The sequence below is a fragment of the Herpetosiphon geysericola genome (genome assembly GCF_001306135.1).
Classification (GTDB): Bacteria; Chloroflexota; Chloroflexia; order Chloroflexales; family Herpetosiphonaceae; genus Herpetosiphon; species Herpetosiphon geysericola.
Genome location: NZ_LGKP01000025.1, coordinates 521,117 through 542,009, shown reverse-complemented (window position 1 = coordinate 542,009; position 20,893 = coordinate 521,117). Strand labels below are relative to the sequence as shown.

The following is a 20,893-nucleotide window of genomic DNA, read 5'->3' as shown; positions in this document are numbered from 1 at the left end:
ATTTTACTTGAGTTGCTTATGACATTTGCCTATCCGTTGTTATTTTGGTTGTTACCGATTGTGCCGATTGTTTGGTGGGCCATGTATCGCCGCAGTCGGGGCGAAGTCGTCACCATGCGCTTCTCCGATTTGGGGATGCTGCGTGGGGTCAAACCATCGTGGCGCATTCGCATGCGACCTTTGCTGATTTCGCTGCGCGCAGCAGCGCTTGGCTTGTTGGTCGTCGTCTTGTCGCGACCGCAATATGCCCAAAGCTCCGAGCGGGTCGTGCGCGAAGGGATCGATATTCAGCTAGCTTTGGATATTTCGCTAAGTATGAAGGCTGGCGATTTCGACCCCAAAGATCGGATTACCGTAGCCAAAGAAGTGATTGCCGAGTTTATCAAGGGTCGCAAAGATGACCGCATTGGCTTGGTGGTTTTTTCGGGCAATGCCTTTACCCAGGTTCCATTGACGCTTGATTATGACTTTTTGCAAACCTTGTTGGGCCAAGTTCAAACGGTGCGCCGCCCAGACGGAACAGCGATTGGCACTGCCTTGGCGCACTCGGTTAATGGCTTGCGCAACAGCACTACCAAAAGTAAAGTCGTGATTTTGCTGACCGATGGCTCAAGTAATCGTGGCGATATTGAGCCAGCCCAAGCTGCCGAAATTGCGCGGGCCTTGGATGTACGGGTATACACGATTTTGGTGGGCAAGCCAGGCGGTGGCGAGTATCCCGTCCATGATGCGTGGCGCGATGAAACCTACCTCATTCCTGCGCCAACCGCCGAAGATGAAGTAGCGCTGCGCGACATTGCCGAACAAACTGGCGGCATTTTCTTTCGAGCTGGCGATGAGCAAGGCTTGCGCGATGTTTACGCTACGATCGATAAAATGGAACGCTCGCAAGTTGCCAGCGAAAAATTGGTGCGCTACACCGAGGCTTGGCAACCATGGGCCGCAGGCGCATTATTGCTCTTGATGCTTGAAATTTTGCTACGCAATACGATCCTACGGAGTATTGGCTAATGGCACTTGTTCCTGCAAATTTATGGCTCTTATTGGTCTTGCTGCCCTTGGCTGGCGTGTTTTGGCTAGCTCGTCGCGCCGAAGAACGCGATCGGGCGGCGCTGGGCGATCCTGGGCTGATTGCCTCGTTGCTTTCGATGCAGCCACAGCGCCAACGCCGAATTCGCATGGTATTGCAACTGAGCGCTGTCGGATTAATTATTGTGGCCCTAGCGCGGCCAGTTTGGGGCAGCGGCGACGAAACGCTCAAGCGCAGCGGATTGCAAGTGCTGATGTTGCTCGATGGCTCGCGTAGTATGGCCGCACAAGATGTTCGGCCCTCGCGAATCGATGCCAGCAAACGGATTGTGCTGGCAATGCTTGATCGCTTAGACGGCAATCAGGTGGGCATGCTGATGTTTGGTTCATCAAGCTACGTGCAATTTCCCTTGACCAGCGACCTTGCTGCGGCCCGCTCCTTGGTCGAGCCAATCAATCCACGCGGGCTTTCGCTTGGTGGCACCGATGTTGAAGAAGTGATCACTGAGGGCTTGCGCTCGTTTCCAATTGGCCAAGTCGAAGGCCGCACGATGATTTTGATTACCGATGGTGGCGATCCTGATGAGCAAGCAGATGGTGAAGCAGTTGCAGCCGCTCGTGAAGCTGCCAAAATGGGCCTGACGATTCATACAATTGGCATGGGCACCGAGGCTGGCGGCCAGATTCCGGTGTATGATGAACTTGGTAACATCAGCTATGTCGAAGATCAAGGCCAACGAGTGATTAGCAAGCTCAACCAGCCATTGCTTGAGCAAATTGCCTCGGCAACTGGGGGAACTTACTTCGATGGCAGTTCGTTAGATCTCGACAAATTGCAAACGGTGCTTGAACAAAGCGCGCCTGTCGATATGGCCGATCAAACCAGACGAATTTATAGCGAGCGGTTTTATCTTTTCGCAGGGCTTGCTTTTATCTTATTGGTTCTTGATGTCTATGTTGGGCGCTTGGATCAAGGAAAGGTGGCAACGGCATGAAACGAACGCCAGCGATTGTGAGCACGGGCTTGCTGTTAGTAGCCCTAACTGGTTGTGGGGCACCGTCTGCCGCCGATATCAATGCAGAGGGCAACGCACTCTACGAGCAGGGTGTTTATGGGCAAGCGCTCAATCAATATAAAGAAGCAGCTTTGCTCGCGCCCGATCGGCCTGAGCCGCATGTTAATTTGGGCAATACGCGCTATCAAATGGGCGATTATTTGGGTGCAGTCGAAGCCCCAAATGCTGCCTTGCAAACTGCTGACCCAGCAACCCAAGCAATTATTTATTACAACCAAGGCAATGCTCATTTTCGGCTCGAGGAGCTTGACGAAGCGATTGATGCCTATAAAAAAACCCTGCGCATTAATCCCGATGACCTTGATGCCAAATATAATCTTGAGTTAGCCAAAAAAATTCAAGAGCAACAACAACAACAGCAACAAGCGCAGAATCAACAAGATCCCAATCAGCAGCAGCCACAGGATGGCCAGCAAGATCCGAATCAACCGCCCCAGAATGGCCAAGAACCACCTGAGCAAGAGCCAGGCGGTGGTCAACAACCACCAGAACGGCCTCAAGCGCCACCATCAAGTATCAGCCCTGATGAAGCAGAGCGGCAGTTAGACCAATTGAAACGTAGCGAAGATCGCAATCGTGAGGATCTTTATGATAATTATGCGGTTGGCGCAGATGGCCAGCCCAGCGATAACCAAGGCGGCGACGACGAAGGCTGGTAGAATTTAGGCCAATTGGCGGGCCAGCGTAGGCATTGGCTCTTCGCTGGCATAAAAACGCTTTTGGGTATATTCCAAGACACTTTGCCACGCTGGATAACGATAAATTGGGTTGGCAACGTGGATATAACTTGGGGCGGTTGCGCGCGCTTTGATCAAGGCGTGACCGCCATATTGAGTTAATGATTGGCCCTGGCCACCCCCAACCCAATGCCCCTGCAAAAATTGCCAAGCCTGATGCAACAGCACCTGCGGGCTGGCTACTTGATATAAACTCCCCTCACCAAACCCAGTTGCCCGATAAATCTGGCGCTCAGGATCGCTATAGATTGGAATTGGCAAGCGATAGAGCCGGGCAAATGCTTGGGCTGCTGCTGGCTGAGCCATCGTAATAACTGCCAAATTAATATCCAACATGCGAAACGCTGTAGTGTACTCATACAAATCAAGCAAATTGCTGCGACACACCGCACAGCCAGGGTGGCGCAAAAAAACCAAGAGCGCCGCTTGATCGCGCCATAATGAGCCAAACGGTAAACTCTGGTTATACATGTCGCGAATTGAAATCAGGGGCAGGGCTGTATCCATCGCTAGGTTCCTCGTGGCTTAAATTGGAGTAGGCATACGATAGCATTGCCCGACATACAATAGTAGGTAACATTATGGTTAACCTCGGCTAGTTCTTTTGATCTAGTTTGGCCATAACACTTAGTACTGATGGCCTAACCCGCTCAGATTGCTAAACTCCTAGTATTGAATTTGTGATTCTTTACTGTTGAGGTGGGCAATGTTTCTGGTTTTGCATATTATTGGGGCACTGGTGGCACTCGGTACGGGCTTGGCGGCCTATCGCTGGCAGAATGGCACAAAAATTCACCGCTGGATTGGCAAAGGCTATTTGCTTGGCTGGGTCACCTTGTTTAGCACTGGCATTATTATTAGCCGCCAAGGCATTACTGCCCCAGATGTACTCAATGGCTTGGGCATGGCATCTGCGGCCTTCGCCTATAGCGTAATTTTCTTGCGCAAACGTTTGGGACGACGCTGGTTGCGCTTGCATTATCAATGGATGAGCCAATCGTATGCCTTTGTGTGTGTGGCGACCCTTAACCAATTGATTGCGCGCATTGGCATTGACATTAGCTTTTGGATCTTTGCGGCAGAAGTTTCCTTGCCATTCTTTATCTTGCCATATGTGGGCAAAAAGCTTGATCAACGCTATGGCTTTGCCTCGAAGCCCAATCCATTGGGCAATCCGGCCAGCAATTAGATGAAACCATTCAGCGCCTGCACGCCCCGCAACTCAATTATGGGCGAGGGGTTGGGCTGAAGCAAGCAAGAATGTTATCGTATTGAGGCCGATTTAGTAGAGTAGATGGGTTATGATGCTCCCTGAGTCAACCACAACCGACCAACAAACCCAGCAAGATCGCATTCACGGCCAGAGTTTATCGTGGTCGGGAATTATTGCTGGGCTGGTGGCCTGCATCGTACCGCTGATCATTGGGATGACCAATGGCAGCCTCTATGGCTGGCGCTTAGGAGTTTATCTTATAGCAGGCAGCTGTTATTTTTTGCTCAAACGGGTTTTCTGGGCCGAAACCCCGTTTTGTTTACGCATGCGGCGCTATCCACAATTGTTAATTAGTGTGGTTTTTGGCCTTGCAGCCTTGATGCAATTAATCAGCGGCGATTTTACGACCCAACCAATTGCCTTTATGGTACCAATGGTGTTTATTGCTGGAACCTACCCATTGCCCAAAACCCTGGTGATTGCAGGCTTCATTTCAATTTTGATGAGTGCCTGTTTTATTTTAGCTGGCTTACCGCTCAATAGTATGGGCTTCTCTGGTTTATCAAGCCAAATCGTCTTACTCTTATTCGTCACCTTGTTTGGCTATGTGACCAATCAATCGGTACTGACCCGCCACCAAGTTGAGCAACTAGCCCAAGAGTTGGCCCAAGAACGTGATTACTTACGGCAACTTAGCGCGATTACCGCTGCTTTATCGAGCGAAGTAGCCTTAGGCCGAGTTTTGGCTCAAGTGGCCGAGGCAGGCCGCACCCTTGCCAACGCCCAAGCAGTAACGGTTGCGCTACGCGAAGATCACGAATGGCGAATTGCAACGAGTATTGGCAGCCCCGAACCAAACCAACATAGCCTCGAAATAGCGCTGCATGCCAAGGGTGAAGCAATTGGACGTTTGACCTGCTGGAGTGCTGAGCCAGCCAACGCAGCCTTGCGCCAAGCGCTTCAGCCATTTGCCGATGCTGCTGCCTTGGCAATTTATAATGCTCAGCTTTACGAACAAGCGCGCTTCTCGGCAACCCTCGCCGAACGCAACCGCCTCGCGCGCGATTTTCACGATACCCTAGCCCAGCAATTAACTGGTTTGCGGTTGCAAATTGAGGCTGGCATGCGCAACCTGCATCAGCCAGAAAAGGCCCAAATTCGCTTACAAAAAGCCTATGATTTGGCCTTAGCGGCCTTGCACGATTTGCGCCGCAGTGTCTGGAATTTATCTGCGCCAGCAATTGATGGGCGGGTGCTCAACGATGTGCTAGCTGAATTAGTGGATACCTTTCATCAGCGCACCAATATTGAAAGCCAATATAGCCACGATGGCCAAGCGCTTAACTTGCCCAGCGAGATGGCGATTCAGGTGCTGCGAGTGGTCAATGAGGCGCTGAGCAATGTTGAGAAGCATGCTCAAGCCCAACATGTGGCAATTCGCTCAACAGTTGCTGCGGGCCAATTGCAAATTACGGTCAGCGATGATGGTCAAGGCTTTGAACTAGCCACCGTTCAGCAAACCGCCAGCGGAGGCTTTGGCCTGACCAGCATGCGCGAACGCACCCAACTGATCCATGGCACGCTCTCGATTCAAAGCCAACCAACTGCTGGTACGTTGCTGACCTTGTGTTTGCCGTTGTAATGGTGGGGATCGGGGATCGGTTGTTGGGGGCTGGGGCCAGGATTTGTTTTAACCACGAAGCGCGCGAAAATTCACGAAGCTTTTTAGCCACGAATTGCACGAATTACACGAAAGTTTCTTTTTTAGCCACAGATTGGCACAGATGTTTAAGATTATGTTCTATGCTCTCTGTTCTTTTTGACTTTTGACTTTTGATTTCATCATTTGCATTGGCCACAGATTCCGCAGATTATCTTGATTGAATTCTTGCTGGCCCAACGACTGACACCTGATCCCCAATGACTATGTTCTTTTTTGATTTTTGACTTCTGACTTCTGACTTTTGATAATTCATCCTTCATCCTTTCGATGCTAAGGACTAATGGCGTAGCCAGATGGGTTGGAAAATTAATAGTTTCGCGGTAGGATAGCGACATCAACAGCTACCCTGATAGCGAGCCATTGATGCGCCACCTGGTTGAGGTGGTCTTTTTGGTTGGCTATCAGCATCTTGAGGGGTTTATGCACCGTTTAGCTATTCGCCGCGAACAAATGCCCGGCATTCTGCGTGATTATTTGGTGATGACGATTGGTACATTGTGTATCGCGCTCGCCTTGAATATATTTCTCGAACCAAACAATGTGATTTTTGGCGGGGTCACTGGGATCGCGGCCATGCTCAAAACCTTGTTTGGCCTGCCAATTGGCATAACCTCGTTGGCACTCAACATTCCGCTGTTTCTGGTTGGCTTAAAACGTTTGGGCGGCTTTGTGTTTGGTTTGCGCACCATCTTCGCGACGGTTATGCTTTCGGTCTTTATTGATGTGACAGCCAATCGAGTTGGTCAGTTTGTGCAGCGCGAACCGTTACTTTACATTGCCTATGGTGCGTTGCTAAGCGGCATTGGCACAGGCTTGGTGTTGCGAGTTGGTGGCACAACTGGTGGGGTCGATATTGTCGCGCGCTTGTTGCAACAATGGCGCGGCATTCGCCCAGGTCAATCGATGTTGATTGCCAGCGTCGTGGTTTTTGGCGCAGCAGGCTGGATTTACGGCGCAACGCCAGTGCTGTATGCCTTATTGCTGGCTTTTATCGAAACCCGTGTGATCGATATTGTGTTGGAAGGCTTTAGCGATGGCCGTTCAGCCTTGATTGTTTCAAATAAACCAGAGGCGATTCGCGATGCAGTGTTACACGATCTTGATCGTGGCGTGACCATGCTCGAAGGACGGGGCGGCTATAGTGGCCAAGAACGAGCGGTGTTGATGTGCGTTATCAGCCAAGCAGAAATTACAATTCTCAAAAAGCTGATTTACAACATCGATCCGCGGGCATTTGTGGTGATGACCGAGGCCGTTGAGGTGTTGGGCGAGGGTTTCAGGCCCGCCAAGGCCGAATAAAAAAATCACCCGCCGAAGCGAGTGATTGCATGGAGCCGATGACGAGACTTGAACTCGTGACCTACTATTTACGAAACAGTTGCTCTGCCAACTGAGCTACATCGGCTGATGTGCGCTGAAAATTATAGCAGTGCCCATCAGCCTTGTCAAATAGCGTCCGAGGGTTTTGATCCACGAAGGCCACGAAGCGCACGAAGGATGGGAACCGCGAAGCACGCGAAGATCGCGAAGATTATTTTTTAGCCACGAATTGCACGAATTGCACGAATAGTCAATTTTCATCCCTCATCCTTTGGGTTAGCCATAGATTGGCACAGATGTATTAGATTATTTTCCTCCTAGCCCAAAGCTCGTCCTCTATCCTTATGTTCTATGCTCTTTGCTCTCTGTTCTTTTCTGATTTTTGCCTTTTGATTTCACTCATCCTTCATAATTCATCCTTCATCCCTTTTTTGACTTTATAATGGACTAGTTGCAGAACAACAATTCGCATGTGAACAAGGATTGAAGCACAATGGGACATACATTTTTCGGCCAGCATTTATATTTGAGCGTGGCTGGCAATATTGGAGTGGGCAAAAGTACCCTCGTCGAGACATTGGCCGGGGCGTTTGGCTGGCAGCCCTACTACGAATTTGTGGCCGATCATCCCTATCTTGATGATTTTTATGCAGATAAACATCGCTGGGGCTTTCATTCGCAAATGTGGTTTTTGGCCCAACGCTTCGAGCAACAACGCGAAATCGCCGATACGCCGATCTCACTAATTCAGGATCGCTCGATCTACGAAGATTACGAGGTGTTTGCCAAGGGTTTGTTGGAACAGGGCATTATGAGCCATCGCGATTTTCGCAGCTATCGCAAGCTCTACCAAGCGCTCATCCAATCGACCACGCCGCCAACCTTGATGGTCTATTTGCGCGGCTCGGTGCCAACGCTGTTGGAGCGGATCAAAAAACGCGCGCGGCCAAGCGAGATGAATATTAGCGCCGATTATTTGAACCATTTGAACAATCGCTACGATGAATGGTTGCGGCGTTTTGAATTATGTCCAGTGCTGACGATTGAAACCGACGACTTGGACGTGGTCAATCGCGATGATCATCGCCAGCAAGTGATCGAGATTATTGGTCAAGCAGTTGGCCGCCGCAGCAATTTCCAATATCGTTTGCCAATCGAAGGCGACAAAGAATAAGCCAAACAGCCCAAGCTGCACATCAGCTTGGGCTTAATGCTGCCCTTCAACCCGCAAGGTAATCGTTGTGCCCTGATGCGGAACCGATTGCAACTCGAAGCTGCCATGATACATTTCGGCTTGGGTTGCCAGCGCCGCCAAACTTGAATAATGCTGATCGTTGCGCAATTGCTCAGGATCAAAGCCAACGCCATCATCACGAACCTGCAAAACCACAACCGCCTCATCGCCATATAATTCAACATTTAGATGCTGGGCATGGGCATGTTCGCGTACATTGCTCAGCAATTCTTGGGCGGCGCGCCAAACGTAGGCCGTCGCAGTTGGCGAGAGCACAGGCAAGTGGCCATCGCATGTGAAGTTAATATTCAAATTGCCTTCGGTTTTGAAGGTGCGCAATTCGGCGGCCAAGGCCTCAGGCAAGGTGCGTTGGGCCAATGGCAAGCCACCAACCGAGCGCAAACTGCGGTGCAATTGTTGGCGCAGGTGTTCGATTGCCGTCGAATCGGGGGCTTCACGTAGGTTGTGCAATTGCTGAATCGTTTGTTGGTAGCTTTTGGTTAGCTCTTTAACCCGCGATTCACTCAGATTAAAGGCTTCGCTATGCAACAAATCACGGCGCGTGCGCCATTCGTTATGCGCTGCCGCCCACGTGCCAAGTGCTGCGGTCACTGCTTGAAAAATAAAGACTGGCAAGGCATCGCGCCACGCCAAACGGCCAAAGAGCACAGCAGCATCGGCAATCAACATTGCAATTAGGGCCATTGCGCCGCCACTATAGCTCCACCAACGCCCAGCAGCAACCAAGAGCGGAATATAGGCCAAAGCCCATAAACTGCCGCGTTGCAAGGCCTCGGCGGGAGTCAGCCACAACAAGGCCGTCACATGCACCAAATCGGTAAGCAACAAAGTGGGGATATATAGCCAGCGCAACCAACGCCGAGCTTGGGGCAAAAGCAAAAGCCCAATCAAAATCCCGCTAACGATGATTAAGGGCGAAACAGGCCGCTCGCCAAGCCAATAGAGCAACAATGCACCACCAACCGAAAGCACTAATTGCACGCCAAAGTATGTTCGTAATCCACGCATCACCCGCCGATGGCGCTGCCGTAACCACGTTGCCGAATACATCATGCCGTCTTGGCCCCACACTAGATTTGGCTGAAAACCACAATCGCTAGCTTGCAGAGATCATACCAAAAAAAGTGCTTCTTTGGCAGCAAAATTAACCTGCTTCAGGCGAAATCATGCGCCATTGTTGCCAAAGCAGTAATCCAACGATCCCGCTAATTTGGCGTAACCACGGCCATGGCAAGCCAATTGAGCTTAACCTGATAAAAAGCAGCGTTCCCATAATGCCCATGACAATGCTCAGCACAATCAACAATCCATCGATGACCAAGCGGCGGCGATAAAAACTTTGGGTGCGCAGCCAGCCAATCAGAATTGTATAGCCAGCCAATAGCCCTCCAATCCAAAGCCAATCGTTCAGCAGCAAACGCTGATAGTTTTCCCAAACGCTCCAGCCAGCATTGAGCAAACTAAGCCACAACAGGTGTTGGTTGATACTTTGATAGCTATCTCGGTCGAAGGGCACAACATACATAGCATGTTTCCTAAAATAGCAACAGGGCTGAGCAAACTCAACCCTGTTGGGGTTTAGCGAGTGGACATTTTGGCAATCGTTACGCCATCGCCGCCTTCGCCTTGGCTACCGCTATTGTACGATTCGACCAAAGGATGACGTTTGAGCAGCGTTCGCACGACTTGGCGTAAGGCCCCAGTTCCCTTGCCATGCACCAAACGCACTTCCGAAAGATTGGCCAAATAGGCATCGTTGAGATAGTGATCGAGCTGATTTTCCACATCTGAGGCGCGCCAACCACGCATATCAAGCTGCATCGAAACATTTGGTGGCGGTGGTGGAGTATTGATCATGCGCTGAGCAGGCATATATTTTTGCACCGCTTGGGTTGGGGCAGTGCCAGCTTTTTCTAATCGTAACTCGCGTAAATCAACCCGCAACCGAAAACCGCCCAATTGGACTTCGGCTTCGCTGGCCTCTTCATCCAAATCCAAGACCACGCCCGAAAGCTTAACGCTGCTCACAAAGACTTGATCGCCAACTTGGATGGTGCGCGGCGCAGGGGCAATTGCAACTTTGGGAACAACCGGAGTTGTGGCTTTGGGTGGGATAGGAGGTTGGGGAACCCGTTCAGTAACCCTATTAAGGCGTTGTTCAGCCTGTTCCATCCATTGGCGGCTAACCGAAACTGAGCGAAATTCATCACGTAAACGGCGTAATTCGGCGCGCACTTCGCGCAATTCTTCGTCAAGTTGGCGTTGATAACTGGCTAATTGCTGTTCGCGATCCTGTTCAAACTCATATAATTCGCGGCTCAAGCGATCGCGGACTAACTCTGCATCTTCGCGCAATTCCAAAGCGCGGGCGGCTTCGCTTTCAGCAGTTGAGCGTTCGCGATGAATCGCGGCCAGCAAATCTTCAACTTGCACATTATCGCGGCTAATCGTTGCCCGAGCGCGTTCGATCAGATCGCGTTTAAGCCCCAAGCGTTCAGCAATTGCCAAGGCATTCGAGCGGCCTGGCAAGCCAATTGAAAGCCGATAGGTGGGCGATAAGGTTTCAACATCAAACTCAACCGAGGCATTTTCAACCCCATCAGTACTATAGGCGAAGGCCTTGAGTTCAGCATAGTGGCTGGTTGCCATCGCCAAACAACCAACATTCAACAAGCGTTCGATGATTGCCCGCGCCAACGCTGCGCCTTCAACCGGATCTGTTCCTGCACCCAATTCATCAAACAACACCAATGAATCAGGAGTTACCCGATCCAAGATTTGAATGATGTTAGTCATGTGGGAGGAGAAGGTAGAGAGGCTTTGCTCGATGCTTTGTTCATCGCCGATATCGGCAAATATTTTGCCAAAAATGGGTAAGCGCGAGCCTTGATGAGCTGGAATGTGCAAGCCAGCTTGAGCCATTAACGCCATCAAACCGACGGTTTTGAGCGCAACAGTTTTACCACCAGTATTCGGGCCGGTGATAATGATCATTTGGGTGGGGCCGCCCAACCAAACATCGGTTGGCACAACCAGATCTTGGTTGAGCAACGGATGGCGGGCTTTTAACAACGAAACCGTTGATTCTGGGTGTAAATCATCGGCTGGGGCAGGCGCATTGATTAATGGCTGGCTAGCACGCAGGCTAATGCTATATTTGGCTTTAGCAAAGGCTAAATCCAATTCAGCAGTTGCCTCGACCCCAAGAATAATCGGCATGCCTTCGCTGGCAATTTTGCCCGAAAGCGCCGCCAAAATGCGCTGAATTTCTTCGCGTTCGGCTAATTGCAGCTCGCGCCACTGGTTGTTTAATTCAACCGTGGCCAATGGCTCGATATACAAGGTTGCGCCAGATGATGATTGATCGTGAACAATCCCGCGCAGAGCACGCCGTTGCGGCGCCTTGACTGGCACAACATAGCGGCCATCACGGACGGTAATAATTGGCTCTTGCAACACATCTGCATATTGCGATGAGTTAATAATGGCCTGCAAGCGTTCTTGTAAACGATTAAATGCCACCCGAATAGCGCTGCGCAAACGGCCTAATTCAGCAGAAGCGCTATCTAAAACTTCGCCATCGGGGCCAATCGTGCGTTCAATTTCGTGCTCAAGTGTGGCTAAATTGGGCAGTTGCTCAGCCAAGGGATGCAACGGCACAAAATCAGGATGATTGCGCAGAACTTGGCCACGCAAGCGGCGCATTGCCGCCAAGGTGGAGGCAATCTCTTGCACCCGACTCGCCTCAAGAATCCCACCACGACGAGCATGTTCTACCGCAGGGCGAACATCGCGAGCACCGCCAATTGAGACATCGGCAAACGATTCAATTAAAGCACGGGCGGCACTCGTTCGAATTTGCGCCTGGAGAATCCACTGCCCATCGGTTGATGGATGGAGTTGCGCAACCAACTCACGGCTTGCACTAAACGCAGCATGACGTGCAAGCTGATCACGAACTTTATCAAATTCAAGGGTTTGGAGTACAACTTCTGATATCATCACGAAACTTCTTCTATTGCAAGTGCAGCAAGCACCGCCCGATTAGCGTTGAACACTCCGAAATAATGCATCAGCACTTTCTGGCATAATTGGGCTAACTGGGGCATAAATCAGCGGCAAGATAATATTTAAAAATACATCTTTTAAAACTGAAGCCCTGGTGCTAGATTGCAAAAACTTCATTGCTGGAAAATCGAGCACTGCTGCTGCATTTGTTGTAAATAAATACCGCAACATCATTGCAAAAATACTGGCGATCATTGCCCCAAGAATTAACCCAAGGAATGAACCAATCACCTTATCGATAAATTGGGCTTTACCCCCAACATTAAGATATCGAAAGGTATAACTTGCAACGGCAAGCAGAATAAAAAACAAGACAAACAACAACGTCAAAAACGATAACATTTCCAGAACTGGGAATGGTGTTGACGAATTTTTGCCTAAAAACGAAGCCAGTGGCCGATAATAGAGTGATGAAAGCACAACCGTCAGATAAAAGACGATAATTGCAATCCCCACCTTTAACATGCCTTTAAAAAACCCGTAGAAGAGCCCAATCACAACGAATAGCAGCAAGAGAATGTCTACAAATGGCATGAGCAAGTCCCTTATCTACCCACGCAGAACCAAAACATCGGGAAAAATCCTTTGATGTTGCTGGATCATGGGTGGCCAAAGCGCGATGGGCGTATTATAGCATAGCCCGATCTACCGCTTCAGAAACGCCTAACGAGCCTCACTCGCTAGCTCCAGATAGGCTGGATCAATGGCAGTGGTAAGCCAAACGCCATTGTCGCTGCAAAAAAATGCTTGCCCAGCATTGAAGAGTTCTTCGGCCTTAACGATTAATAGAACTGCTTGACCATGGCGTGCACCAACCTTCAAAGCAGTTGCCCGATCGAGTGAAAGATGCACATGCTGACGTTGCATAGGCCGTAGCCCCGTTTGCAAAATCGTCGCTAAATTGTGCTTGGCCGTGCCGTGATAGAGCATGGCTGGCGGTTGTTGGGGCTCAAGCCCGAGATCGACCGTCACCGTATGGCCTTGATGGGCGCGAATTTTTTGGCCGGTTTGGTCGAAGCCAAACCGTTGTTTGTTGTTGTGAGCCACAACCTGCTCAAGCTCGGCTTTGGTGATCGCAAAATTATTGGCTTCACAGGCCGCTAATAAGGCATCGACCGCAACCCAACCACCGTGTTCAAGGCTCAAGCCCAACCGCTCTGGCTGATGGCGTAGATGTTTACTCAGATATTTACTTACCCGAACAAATCGACGTTCATCCATGGCTGGTTTGGCTCCTTTGCCCCACACGCTGATTTGGCTCCTTGAATTATAGGGCTAGCTTTATTTGACCATAACTTTAGGCTTTTGACATCAGTCTCTGGATTTAGACCGCGCCTCGGTTTTGCGATGCAAATCAATCAGTCTATTTGCCCCTATTCCTCAATTCACGTACACTTGCAGTATGAGCGTGTATCGTATGTCCCACAATGACGTGGAGGATTTTGGCTATGTCACCGATTTGGGAACCACTGCTGACGGGCTTAATCGATTATGCTGGGCTTTTCCCCCCAGCTGCTTTAAGCATGGATCAAGCCACCAGCAACTATGCCAGCTATCGTTCTAGCAACCAACACGGCTATCTAGCGCGTTTTATTTTGCCCTATAGTCGGCTTGCAGAATGGCAGGCCAGCCTTGGCACCAAACCAAGCCAGCCTTGGCCGATCAGCCTCTTAGTCAACGATCCAGCCCAACTTGCTGAAATTCCGACCCTTAACCAGCACTACCCAGGTTGGTTGGTGATTGATAGCGCTGAAATTAAGGCCGACCGCCTCGAACAAATTGCAGCAATTCATGCAGCGCTGCCCGCTGAGGTAACGGTCTTCGTTGAAATTCCCCACGATCCCGACCCAAGCAGCTTAATCGCCGCCCTGCGCAGCACTGGGCTACGTGCCAAATTACGCACTGGGGGAATTACCGCCGCTGCCTTTCCTGAGCCAGAACACATACTGCGCTTTTTGCATGCCTGCATTAGCAATGGCGTGGCATACAAAGCAACTGCTGGCTTGCATCACCCGTTGCGCGGCGAATACCGTCTGACCTATGCAACGGATAGCGATCAGGGCTGGATGTATGGCTATCTTAATCTTTTGTTAGCTAGCGCCTTGCTCCAAACCGAGGCCGCCCATCACGATGTGCTTGCAGCCTTGATCGAGCATGATCCAAGCGCAATCAGGTTTAGCCAACAAACCCTCAATTGGCGCAATTGGCAATTTGAAGCTGATGATGTTCAAGCGGTGCGCCAGAGTGGGCTAATCGCCTTTGGTTCATGCTCATTCGAGGAGCCAATTAACGAATTTGCCAGTTTTAGCGAGCAGCCAGCCTTGGCCTATGGAGCAAGCAATTAATGTTGAATGAAACCCATGATCCAGAATTGCGCAGTTGGGTAGCTAGCGCCAATCTCGCTGGAGCCGATTTTCCGATTCAAAATTTGCCGTTTGGCGTGTTTCGCCGTCAAGCTAGCAACGAGCAATGGCGCATTGGCGTGGCAATCGGCAGCGACATTCTCGATTTGAGCCAAGTAGCCGAGCATTTTAGCGATTTAGATCACGCGACGTTAGCTGCCTGTCGGGCCAGTAATCTGAATCAATTAATGAGCTTAACGCCTGTGATTTGGCATAGCATTCGCGTGCAATTGAGCCGCATGTTGCGTCAAGGCTCAGGCTTGCAAGCAGCGTTGGAGCCGTTGTTGCTGGCCCAGGACGAGGCCGAAATGGCCTTGCCAGCAGCAATTGGCGATTACACCGATTTCTATGCCTCGATTTTTCATGCCACCAACATTGGCTCAATGTTCCGCCCCGACAATCCGCTGTTACCCAATTATAAATATGTGCCGATTGGCTACCATGGCCGGGCCTCGTCAATTCGGGTGAGTGGCACGCAGGTCAAACGGCCACACGGCCAAACCAAAGCTCCCGATGCAGCAGCGCCCAGCTTTGGGCCATGTCGTTTGCTCGATTATGAGCTAGAGTTGGGTTTTTGGGTCGGCCAAGGCAATCAACTTGGTCAACCAATTAGCATTGAGCAGGCTGAAGATCATGTTTTTGGGGTCTGCTTACTCAACGATTGGTCGGCACGCGATATCCAAGCGTGGGAATATCAACCGCTGGGGCCGTTTTTGGCCAAAAATTTCATCAGCAGCATCTCACCATGGGTCGTGACCCTCGAAGCGCTTGCGCCTTATCGCTGCCCAGCCTTCGAACGCCCAGCAGACGATCCCGCCCCGCTAGCCTATTTGGATAGCCCAGCCAATCGCAGCGCTGGCGGCCTTGATGTAGTGCTTGAAGTGAGCCTACAAACCGCCAACATGCGCGAAGCTGGCCAAGCAGCCGAGGTGCTGAGCCTTGGCAATTTTCGCGATATGTATTGGACATTTGGCCAAATGCTGACCCATCATGCCAGCAACGGCTGCAATCTCCAGCCTGGCGATTTATTGGGCAGTGGCACCATTTCCGGCCCAAGCAAAGACTCACGCGGCTGTTTGATGGAATTGACATGGCGGGGCCAAGAGCCAATTCAACTGAGCAACGGCGAGGAACGGCGTTTCTTGCAAGCTGGCGATGAAGTGATTATTCGTGGCTGGTGTGGCACTGCCAACGGCCTGAAAATTGGCTTTGGCGAGTGTCGTGGTGTCGTTTTAGATTAAGAACATCGAACAGAGAGCATAGAACATAAACTTGGCGATATTTAACGCAGAGGCGCAGAGTGCTAAAGCTGTAGGCTAGCACAACATCTGTTGGCATTTCAAACAATCCAATAGCCCTCAACCTCTAGCCTTCATTTCGTCGATTAATCTCATTCCTATGCTCTATGTTCTTTGCTCTATGCTCTTTATGCTTCATCCTTTCTAGGATTGACACCGCCTAGACTGCCCACTATAATCGAGCAGTCCTTTAAATGCGGTCCGGCGAGGCTGCGAAGGCGTGTAGCTTAATAGCAATTTTTGCGCATTTTCGCTCATGCCCTAGGTCGGATCGTCGGCTTGGGGTTTGTTGTTTCTCCGAGGTTGTATGGCACACACCGACTACTCCGTTGATATCGTGATTCCGGTATTGAATGAAGAGCAGCAGCTCGAGCAAAGCGTCTTAGCGCTGCGTGATTTTTTGCAGGCTTCATGCCCGTATCGTTGGCAGATTGTGGTCGCCGATAATGGCTCGACCGATGGCACGCCTCAAATTTGCCACGATTTGCGCAGCCGCTTTCCTGGCGAGGTCGATTTTGAACGCTTGGAGCAACGGGGCCGTGGGCGAGCCTTACGCACCGCATGGCTCAAAAGCAATGCAGATGTGCTGTGTTATATGGATGTTGATCTTTCGACCAATCTCCGTGCCTTGCCGCCCTTACTCGCTGCCCTCATTCACAGCGATTATAGCCTTGGCACTGGCTCGCGCTTGATGCACGGAGCGATTGTAACCCGCCAATGGAAGCGCGAAATGATCTCACGCGCCTACAATTTCTTAATTCGGCTGCTCTTTTGGCATCGTTTTCGTGATGCCCAATGTGGCTTCAAGGCCATTACCCGCCAAGCAGCCCACGAACTCATCCCAACAGTGCGCGATAACGAATGGTTTTTTGATACAGAATTATTGCTCAAAGCAGAAAAACGGGGCTATCGCATTTTTGAAGTGCCTGTTGAATGGATTGAAGATTTGGGCACGACGGTCAAAATTGTTAAAACTGCCTGGCAAGATATTAAAGGCTTGGTGCGGGTGCGCTTGGGCGGCTAACTCATTCATTCGCCCTAGGTCGCTGTGCGGTAGCGTTCGCACCAAATCGGGGCTACAATAGATGGTACGCGACGGATCAGATAGTGTTGGTTGGCAGGAGCAGATCGATGACACCCAAACAGTTGATGAATGACGAGGAAATTCGCCGCGCCCTCAAACGCATCGCCCATGAAATTGTCGAACGCAATGCTGGAGCAAGTTTGGTTTCCTTGGTCGGGATTCATCGGCGGGGTGTGCCATTGGCGCGCCGCTTAGCCGCCATGATCGCCGAAACCGAACATGTGCAAGTGCCAGTTGGCGAGCTGGATATTGGCCTCTACCGCGACGATTTACATTCGCGTGGGCCAGCACCCATCTTAGGCCGCACGATTTTGCCCGAATTGGGCAAGCGGGTCGTAGTCTTGGTCGACGATGTACTCTATACCGGACGCACCATCCGCGCCGCATTAAACGAATTGAGCGATTGGGGTCGACCAAGCGCCATCCAACTGGCAGTGCTGGTTGATCGCGGCCACCGCGAGTTGCCAATTCGCGCCGATTTTGTGGGCAAAAATATTCCCACCGCCAAAAATGAGCGGGTTGATGTGCAACTCAGTGAAATTGATTCAGCCCAAGATAGTGTTGTAATTGTGCAGGAGGACTGATGGGGCGAAGCGGGCAAGCACGACGACGGCGACGGACATCACGCTTTTTGGAGCACGTTGGGTCACGGCGCAAACGAGCAGCGGTGGCACCATTGCAATTAGATGGCCGCGCAGAAACCGCTGCATTGTTGGCGACCCTTGATGAACTTGCACCATTGTTAGATGAGCAGAGAATTATGGTCGAAGATGAAGAACTAGCCAATTTATTAAGCCGCTGTACCATCGATCTGCGCGCCCGCGCCGAACGCGATGAGTTGCGTCCGGCCTTTTTGCGCGAAGAAGATTTGCTGGCAGTCCAGCAATTATTAACCTCGATGGATCATGTCAACCCAATTATCTTGGGCAAGGCACGTTCGGGCAAAACCGCCTTGGTGCATGAATTGGTGCGGCGCTTGGTCAAAACGCCCCAAGAAATGCCCGAAAAACTACGCGATTTGCCAATGTATGAGATGACGCCTGCGTCGTTATTGGCGGGCTTGCAATTTGGCGAGGGCTGGCGCGCCAATCTCTCGACCTTGTTTGGCAAATTGGCTGAGCAAGGCGCTGTGTTGCTGTTTATTCGCGATATTCACGCAGCGGTTGGGGCTGGGGTTAAACGTGGCGATGATGATGATGATGATTTGGCTGCTGCACTTGAATCAAATTTACACAACGGCAAATTGAAAATTATCGCCGAAGCGCGGCCAGATCGTTGGCAGGCCATCGCTGCCGATCGCGAATCGTTCGCCGATTTGTTTACCGCGATAAATTTGGCGATTCCTAAGCCAGAGCAAGTAGCCGAAATTGTGCAACACGTGGCCGAACGCCATCGCAACCGAGCAACCATCGAGCCAGCCAGCCAAGCCACCGCGATTGATATTGCTGGCCGCTTTATTCTCAACCAAGCCTTCCCTGGCAAGGCAATTGAATTGCTCGAAGATTCGCTGCTCTTGGCTGAACGCCAGCAGGAGCCAGAAGTGTTGCCGCGCCATGTGGTTGAATGTTTTGGCAATCGTACTGGCCTCACCAAATTATTGCTCGATGAAAATGAGCGCTTCGATGAAATTGCGTTGCGCCGTTCATTTAGCGAGCGCGTGCTCGGCCAAGATCCCTCAGTGATTGCCATGGTCCAAAAGTTGGCCTTGCTCAAAGCGCGGCTGCATGATCCGGCGCGGCCAATGGGCGTTTACTTCTTTCTTGGTCCAACTGGCGTGGGCAAAACCGAGCTCGCCAAAACCTTGGCCTCAACCTTATTTGGCAGCGAAGAACGCTTTGTGCGCTTCAATATGGCCGATTACAGCGGCGAATACGATTTTGCCCAATTATTTGGCCGTACCTGGGGCGATAGCGACGCAGAGCGCCGTGGCAAGCTGACCATGGCACTGATCAATTTGCCTTTTGCGGTGCTGCTGCTTGATGAATTTGAAAAAGCCCATCGCTCGATTTTCAATCGCTTTTTGCAATTGTTCGATGAAGGTATTTTGGTCAATGCAATGGGCGAGGAAATCAATCTGCGCAATACGATCATCATTATGACCAGCAACTTTGGGGCGACGATTGTCCAAGGCGAAACTTGGGGTTTTGCAGCGCGCGAAGGCATCGAAGCAGTCGAACGGCGGGTTTTGCGCGAAACTGAAGAATTTTTCTCGCCAGAGTTTATCAATCGGCTTGATGGGGTGATTTTCTTCAAGCCACTGTCGCAAAGCGATATGCGCAAAATTGCCGCCCGCGAAATGCGCAAATTATTCGAACGCGAAGGCTTGGTGCGGCGCAATGTGCAGGTTGAGCTTGACGATGCTGTGCTGGATATTTTGCTTAAACATGGCTACAGCATTCGCTATGGCGCACGCTATCTGAAACGCCAAATCGAAAAGATGGTCACTTATCCCTTGGCTTCGGCCTTGCTGACCCGCCCTGAGCAAACCAATGGCTTGTTGCGCTTATACGTAGCTCGCGAGCAAATCAAGGCTTCGTGGGTGGCGAATGATGATGAAGAGCCGCTGTTGCCCTCGCCCGAGGAGCAAGCGCTACAATTGCCCCAAACCGTCGAAGAAGCGGCGCTATTTATCGAGCAATTGCACAAGCGACTGAATCATCTGATCGCTCAGTTGAATGTGGTCGAAGCGCGCGAACGCCAAACCGAGCTGATGGACGAAATGTCTAGCCCCAGCTTTTGGGACGATCACGATCAAGCGCAGTTTTTGCTGGCTGAGTTGAGCAATGTAGCACGGCGGGTTGGCCGTTGCGACGATCTGCGGCGTTTGTATGACGATGCAGATCAACTTTTGCAACGAATTCGCGAGCGCAACGAACGCCGTTTGTTCCCAGAACTGATGCGCATGGCCAAACGGCTTGAGCGCGAGTTGCGCTTTGCTGAGCTAGAAATGTTGTTCAGCAACCCAGAAGATTGGCACGATGCCTATATCGTTTTGGAGAGCGACCAAGCTGGCTTGCGCTGGGTACGCAACTTGGCCAACGCCTACTTGGAATGGTCGCTGGGCAAGCGCTTTGAGGCCAAGGTCATCGACGAAACGCCAGCAGAAGATAATCTGATTCGGGTGACCTTGCAAGTTAGCGGCTCTGGGGCCTTTGGCTTATTGCGCAGCGAAGCAGGCACCCATCGGATTGCCGAAACTGGCGGCGAGCCACGGCTCAAAACCGTGACCCAAGTGCAAATAACGGTCTTGCCAGTACCAACCGAAGATACGCCTGCCCCAGCGAGCAACGAAATCGAAACGACGGTTAATAATACCCGCGCCGACGGCTATTTTTTGCGCAAACTGCGGGTAACTGGCCGAGCGTTACATCGCTATAGTGGCACGGCAGCCTTTGCCTGCGCAGGCAGCGAGCGAGCGGTGCGCGAACTCTTGCACAGCCTGCTTCTAGCGCGCTTGGCAATGAAAAAGCTCGATGATTTTATTCAGCCAAGCGACGATGCTTGGGGTTCGGTGGTGCGCAGCTACCACTTGGGCAAACGCTCAACCATCAAAGACCCGCGCACCGAAACCGTGCATACCAATCCCAAAGCCGCCCTTGCAGGCGAGCTTGATATCTTTATTGAAGCGGCGTTACGCTGGCGAGCAGCATTGCCAGCCCGTCGCTAAATCGTCAAGGCGCTTAGGCCA

The 20,893-nt window shown here is 51.2% G+C and carries 18 protein-coding genes and 1 tRNA gene; 12 read left to right on the top strand and 7 right to left on the bottom strand.

All coding sequences use genetic code 11. From position 1 onward, the window contains the following. Positions 1–18 precede the first annotated feature (18 nt). From SE18_RS17990 to SE18_RS17980, 3 genes are read left to right on the top strand one after another with little or no spacing between them, the layout of a single operon-like run. A complete protein-coding gene (locus SE18_RS17990; RefSeq protein ID WP_054535839.1) occupies positions 19–1,011 on the top strand; it encodes a vWA domain-containing protein in 993 nt (330 codons plus the stop codon). Continuing rightward, on the top strand, positions 1,011–2,024 hold the full coding sequence (locus SE18_RS17985) for a vWA domain-containing protein (RefSeq protein WP_054535838.1): 1,014 nt from the start codon (positions 1,011–1,013) through the stop codon (positions 2,022–2,024). Before SE18_RS17990 ends, SE18_RS17985 begins: the two co-directional genes overlap by 1 nt. Further along, entirely contained in the window at positions 2,021–2,764 is a 744-nt protein-coding gene (locus tag SE18_RS17980; protein WP_054535837.1) for a tetratricopeptide repeat protein, read from the top strand. Before SE18_RS17985 ends, SE18_RS17980 begins: the two co-directional genes overlap by 4 nt. 3 nt (positions 2,765–2,767) lie before the next feature. Here SE18_RS17980 and SE18_RS17975 read toward each other — a convergent pair whose 3' ends face one another. Then, entirely contained in the window at positions 2,768–3,349 is a 582-nt protein-coding gene (locus tag SE18_RS17975) for an AhpC/TSA family protein (protein WP_054535836.1), read from the bottom strand. A 199-nt stretch (positions 3,350–3,548) separates the two neighbouring features. Between SE18_RS17975 and SE18_RS17970 the strand changes: the two genes are divergently transcribed. The 3 genes from SE18_RS17970 (at position 3,549) to SE18_RS17960 (ending at position 7,077) form a co-directional block, all read left to right on the top strand. Then, positions 3,549–4,031 carry a DUF2306 domain-containing protein gene (locus SE18_RS17970; RefSeq protein ID WP_054535835.1) on the top strand — a complete coding sequence of 161 codons (483 nt, stop codon included), beginning with the start codon at positions 3,549–3,551 and terminating at the stop codon, positions 4,029–4,031. 112 nt (positions 4,032–4,143) lie between these two features. Continuing rightward, a complete protein-coding gene (locus tag SE18_RS17965; RefSeq protein WP_054535834.1) occupies positions 4,144–5,697 on the top strand; it encodes a sensor histidine kinase in 1,554 nt (517 codons plus the stop codon). A gap of 444 nt (positions 5,698–6,141) precedes the next feature. Continuing rightward, a complete protein-coding gene (locus tag SE18_RS17960) occupies positions 6,142–7,077 on the top strand; it encodes a YitT family protein (protein WP_201783510.1) in 936 nt (311 codons plus the stop codon). A 30-nt stretch (positions 7,078–7,107) separates the two neighbouring features. Here SE18_RS17960 and SE18_RS17955 read toward each other — a convergent pair. Further along, positions 7,108–7,183 (bottom strand) — tRNA-Thr (locus SE18_RS17955). Between the two features lie 408 nt (positions 7,184–7,591). On the opposite strand from SE18_RS17955, the gene SE18_RS17950 reads away from it, so the two are divergent. Continuing rightward, the gene (locus tag SE18_RS17950) at positions 7,592–8,272 is read left to right on the top strand and encodes a deoxynucleoside kinase (protein ID WP_054535833.1); all 681 of its coding nucleotides are present in this window, start codon (positions 7,592–7,594) and stop codon (positions 8,270–8,272) included. Between the two features lie 33 nt (positions 8,273–8,305). On the opposite strand, the gene SE18_RS17945 is transcribed toward SE18_RS17950, so the two are convergent. From SE18_RS17945 to SE18_RS17925, 5 genes are all read right to left on the bottom strand, one after another. Next, positions 8,306–9,406 (bottom strand): sensor histidine kinase, encoded by a 1,101-nt coding sequence (locus tag SE18_RS17945; protein ID WP_054535832.1) that lies wholly within the window; start codon positions 9,404–9,406, stop codon positions 8,306–8,308. A gap of 91 nt (positions 9,407–9,497) precedes the next feature. Next, complete coding sequence (locus SE18_RS17940) at positions 9,498–9,878, bottom strand: hypothetical protein (RefSeq protein ID WP_054535831.1); 381 nt, start codon at positions 9,876–9,878, stop codon at positions 9,498–9,500. A gap of 53 nt (positions 9,879–9,931) precedes the next feature. Continuing rightward, positions 9,932–12,355 (bottom strand): endonuclease MutS2, encoded by a 2,424-nt coding sequence (locus tag SE18_RS17935; RefSeq protein ID WP_083469993.1) that lies wholly within the window; start codon positions 12,353–12,355, stop codon positions 9,932–9,934. Positions 12,356–12,397: 42 nt separating this feature from the next. Then, positions 12,398–12,955, bottom strand: a complete 558-nt coding sequence (locus SE18_RS17930) for a CvpA family protein (protein ID WP_054535829.1) — start codon at positions 12,953–12,955, stop codon at positions 12,398–12,400. Positions 12,956–13,084: 129 nt separating this feature from the next. Then, a complete protein-coding gene (locus SE18_RS17925) occupies positions 13,085–13,642 on the bottom strand; it encodes an RNA 2'-phosphotransferase (RefSeq protein WP_054535962.1) in 558 nt (185 codons plus the stop codon). Positions 13,643–13,869: 227 nt separating this feature from the next. On the opposite strand from SE18_RS17925, the gene SE18_RS17920 reads away from it, so the two are divergent. The 5 genes from SE18_RS17920 to SE18_RS17900 all read left to right on the top strand — a co-directional run bounded on the left by SE18_RS17920 (position 13,870) and on the right by SE18_RS17900 (position 20,872). Then, on the top strand, positions 13,870–14,766 hold the full coding sequence (locus SE18_RS17920) for a hypothetical protein (RefSeq protein ID WP_054535828.1): 897 nt from the start codon (positions 13,870–13,872) through the stop codon (positions 14,764–14,766). Further along, entirely contained in the window at positions 14,766–16,064 is a 1,299-nt protein-coding gene (gene fahA / locus SE18_RS17915; protein ID WP_054535827.1) for a fumarylacetoacetase, read from the top strand. The genes SE18_RS17920 and fahA overlap by 1 nt, the downstream gene beginning before the upstream one ends. Positions 16,065–16,428: 364 nt before the next feature. After that, positions 16,429–17,145 carry a dolichyl-phosphate beta-glucosyltransferase gene (locus SE18_RS17910; protein WP_054535826.1) on the top strand — a complete coding sequence of 239 codons (717 nt, stop codon included), beginning with the start codon at positions 16,429–16,431 and terminating at the stop codon, positions 17,143–17,145. A gap of 107 nt (positions 17,146–17,252) precedes the next feature. Then, positions 17,253–17,789, top strand: coding sequence for a bifunctional pyr operon transcriptional regulator/uracil phosphoribosyltransferase PyrR (gene pyrR / locus SE18_RS17905; protein WP_054535825.1), 537 nt, complete (start codon positions 17,253–17,255; stop codon positions 17,787–17,789). Beyond that, complete coding sequence (locus tag SE18_RS17900) at positions 17,789–20,872, top strand: AAA family ATPase (protein WP_083469992.1); 3,084 nt, start codon at positions 17,789–17,791, stop codon at positions 20,870–20,872. Before pyrR ends, SE18_RS17900 begins: the two co-directional genes overlap by 1 nt. Positions 20,873–20,893 lie beyond the last annotated feature (21 nt).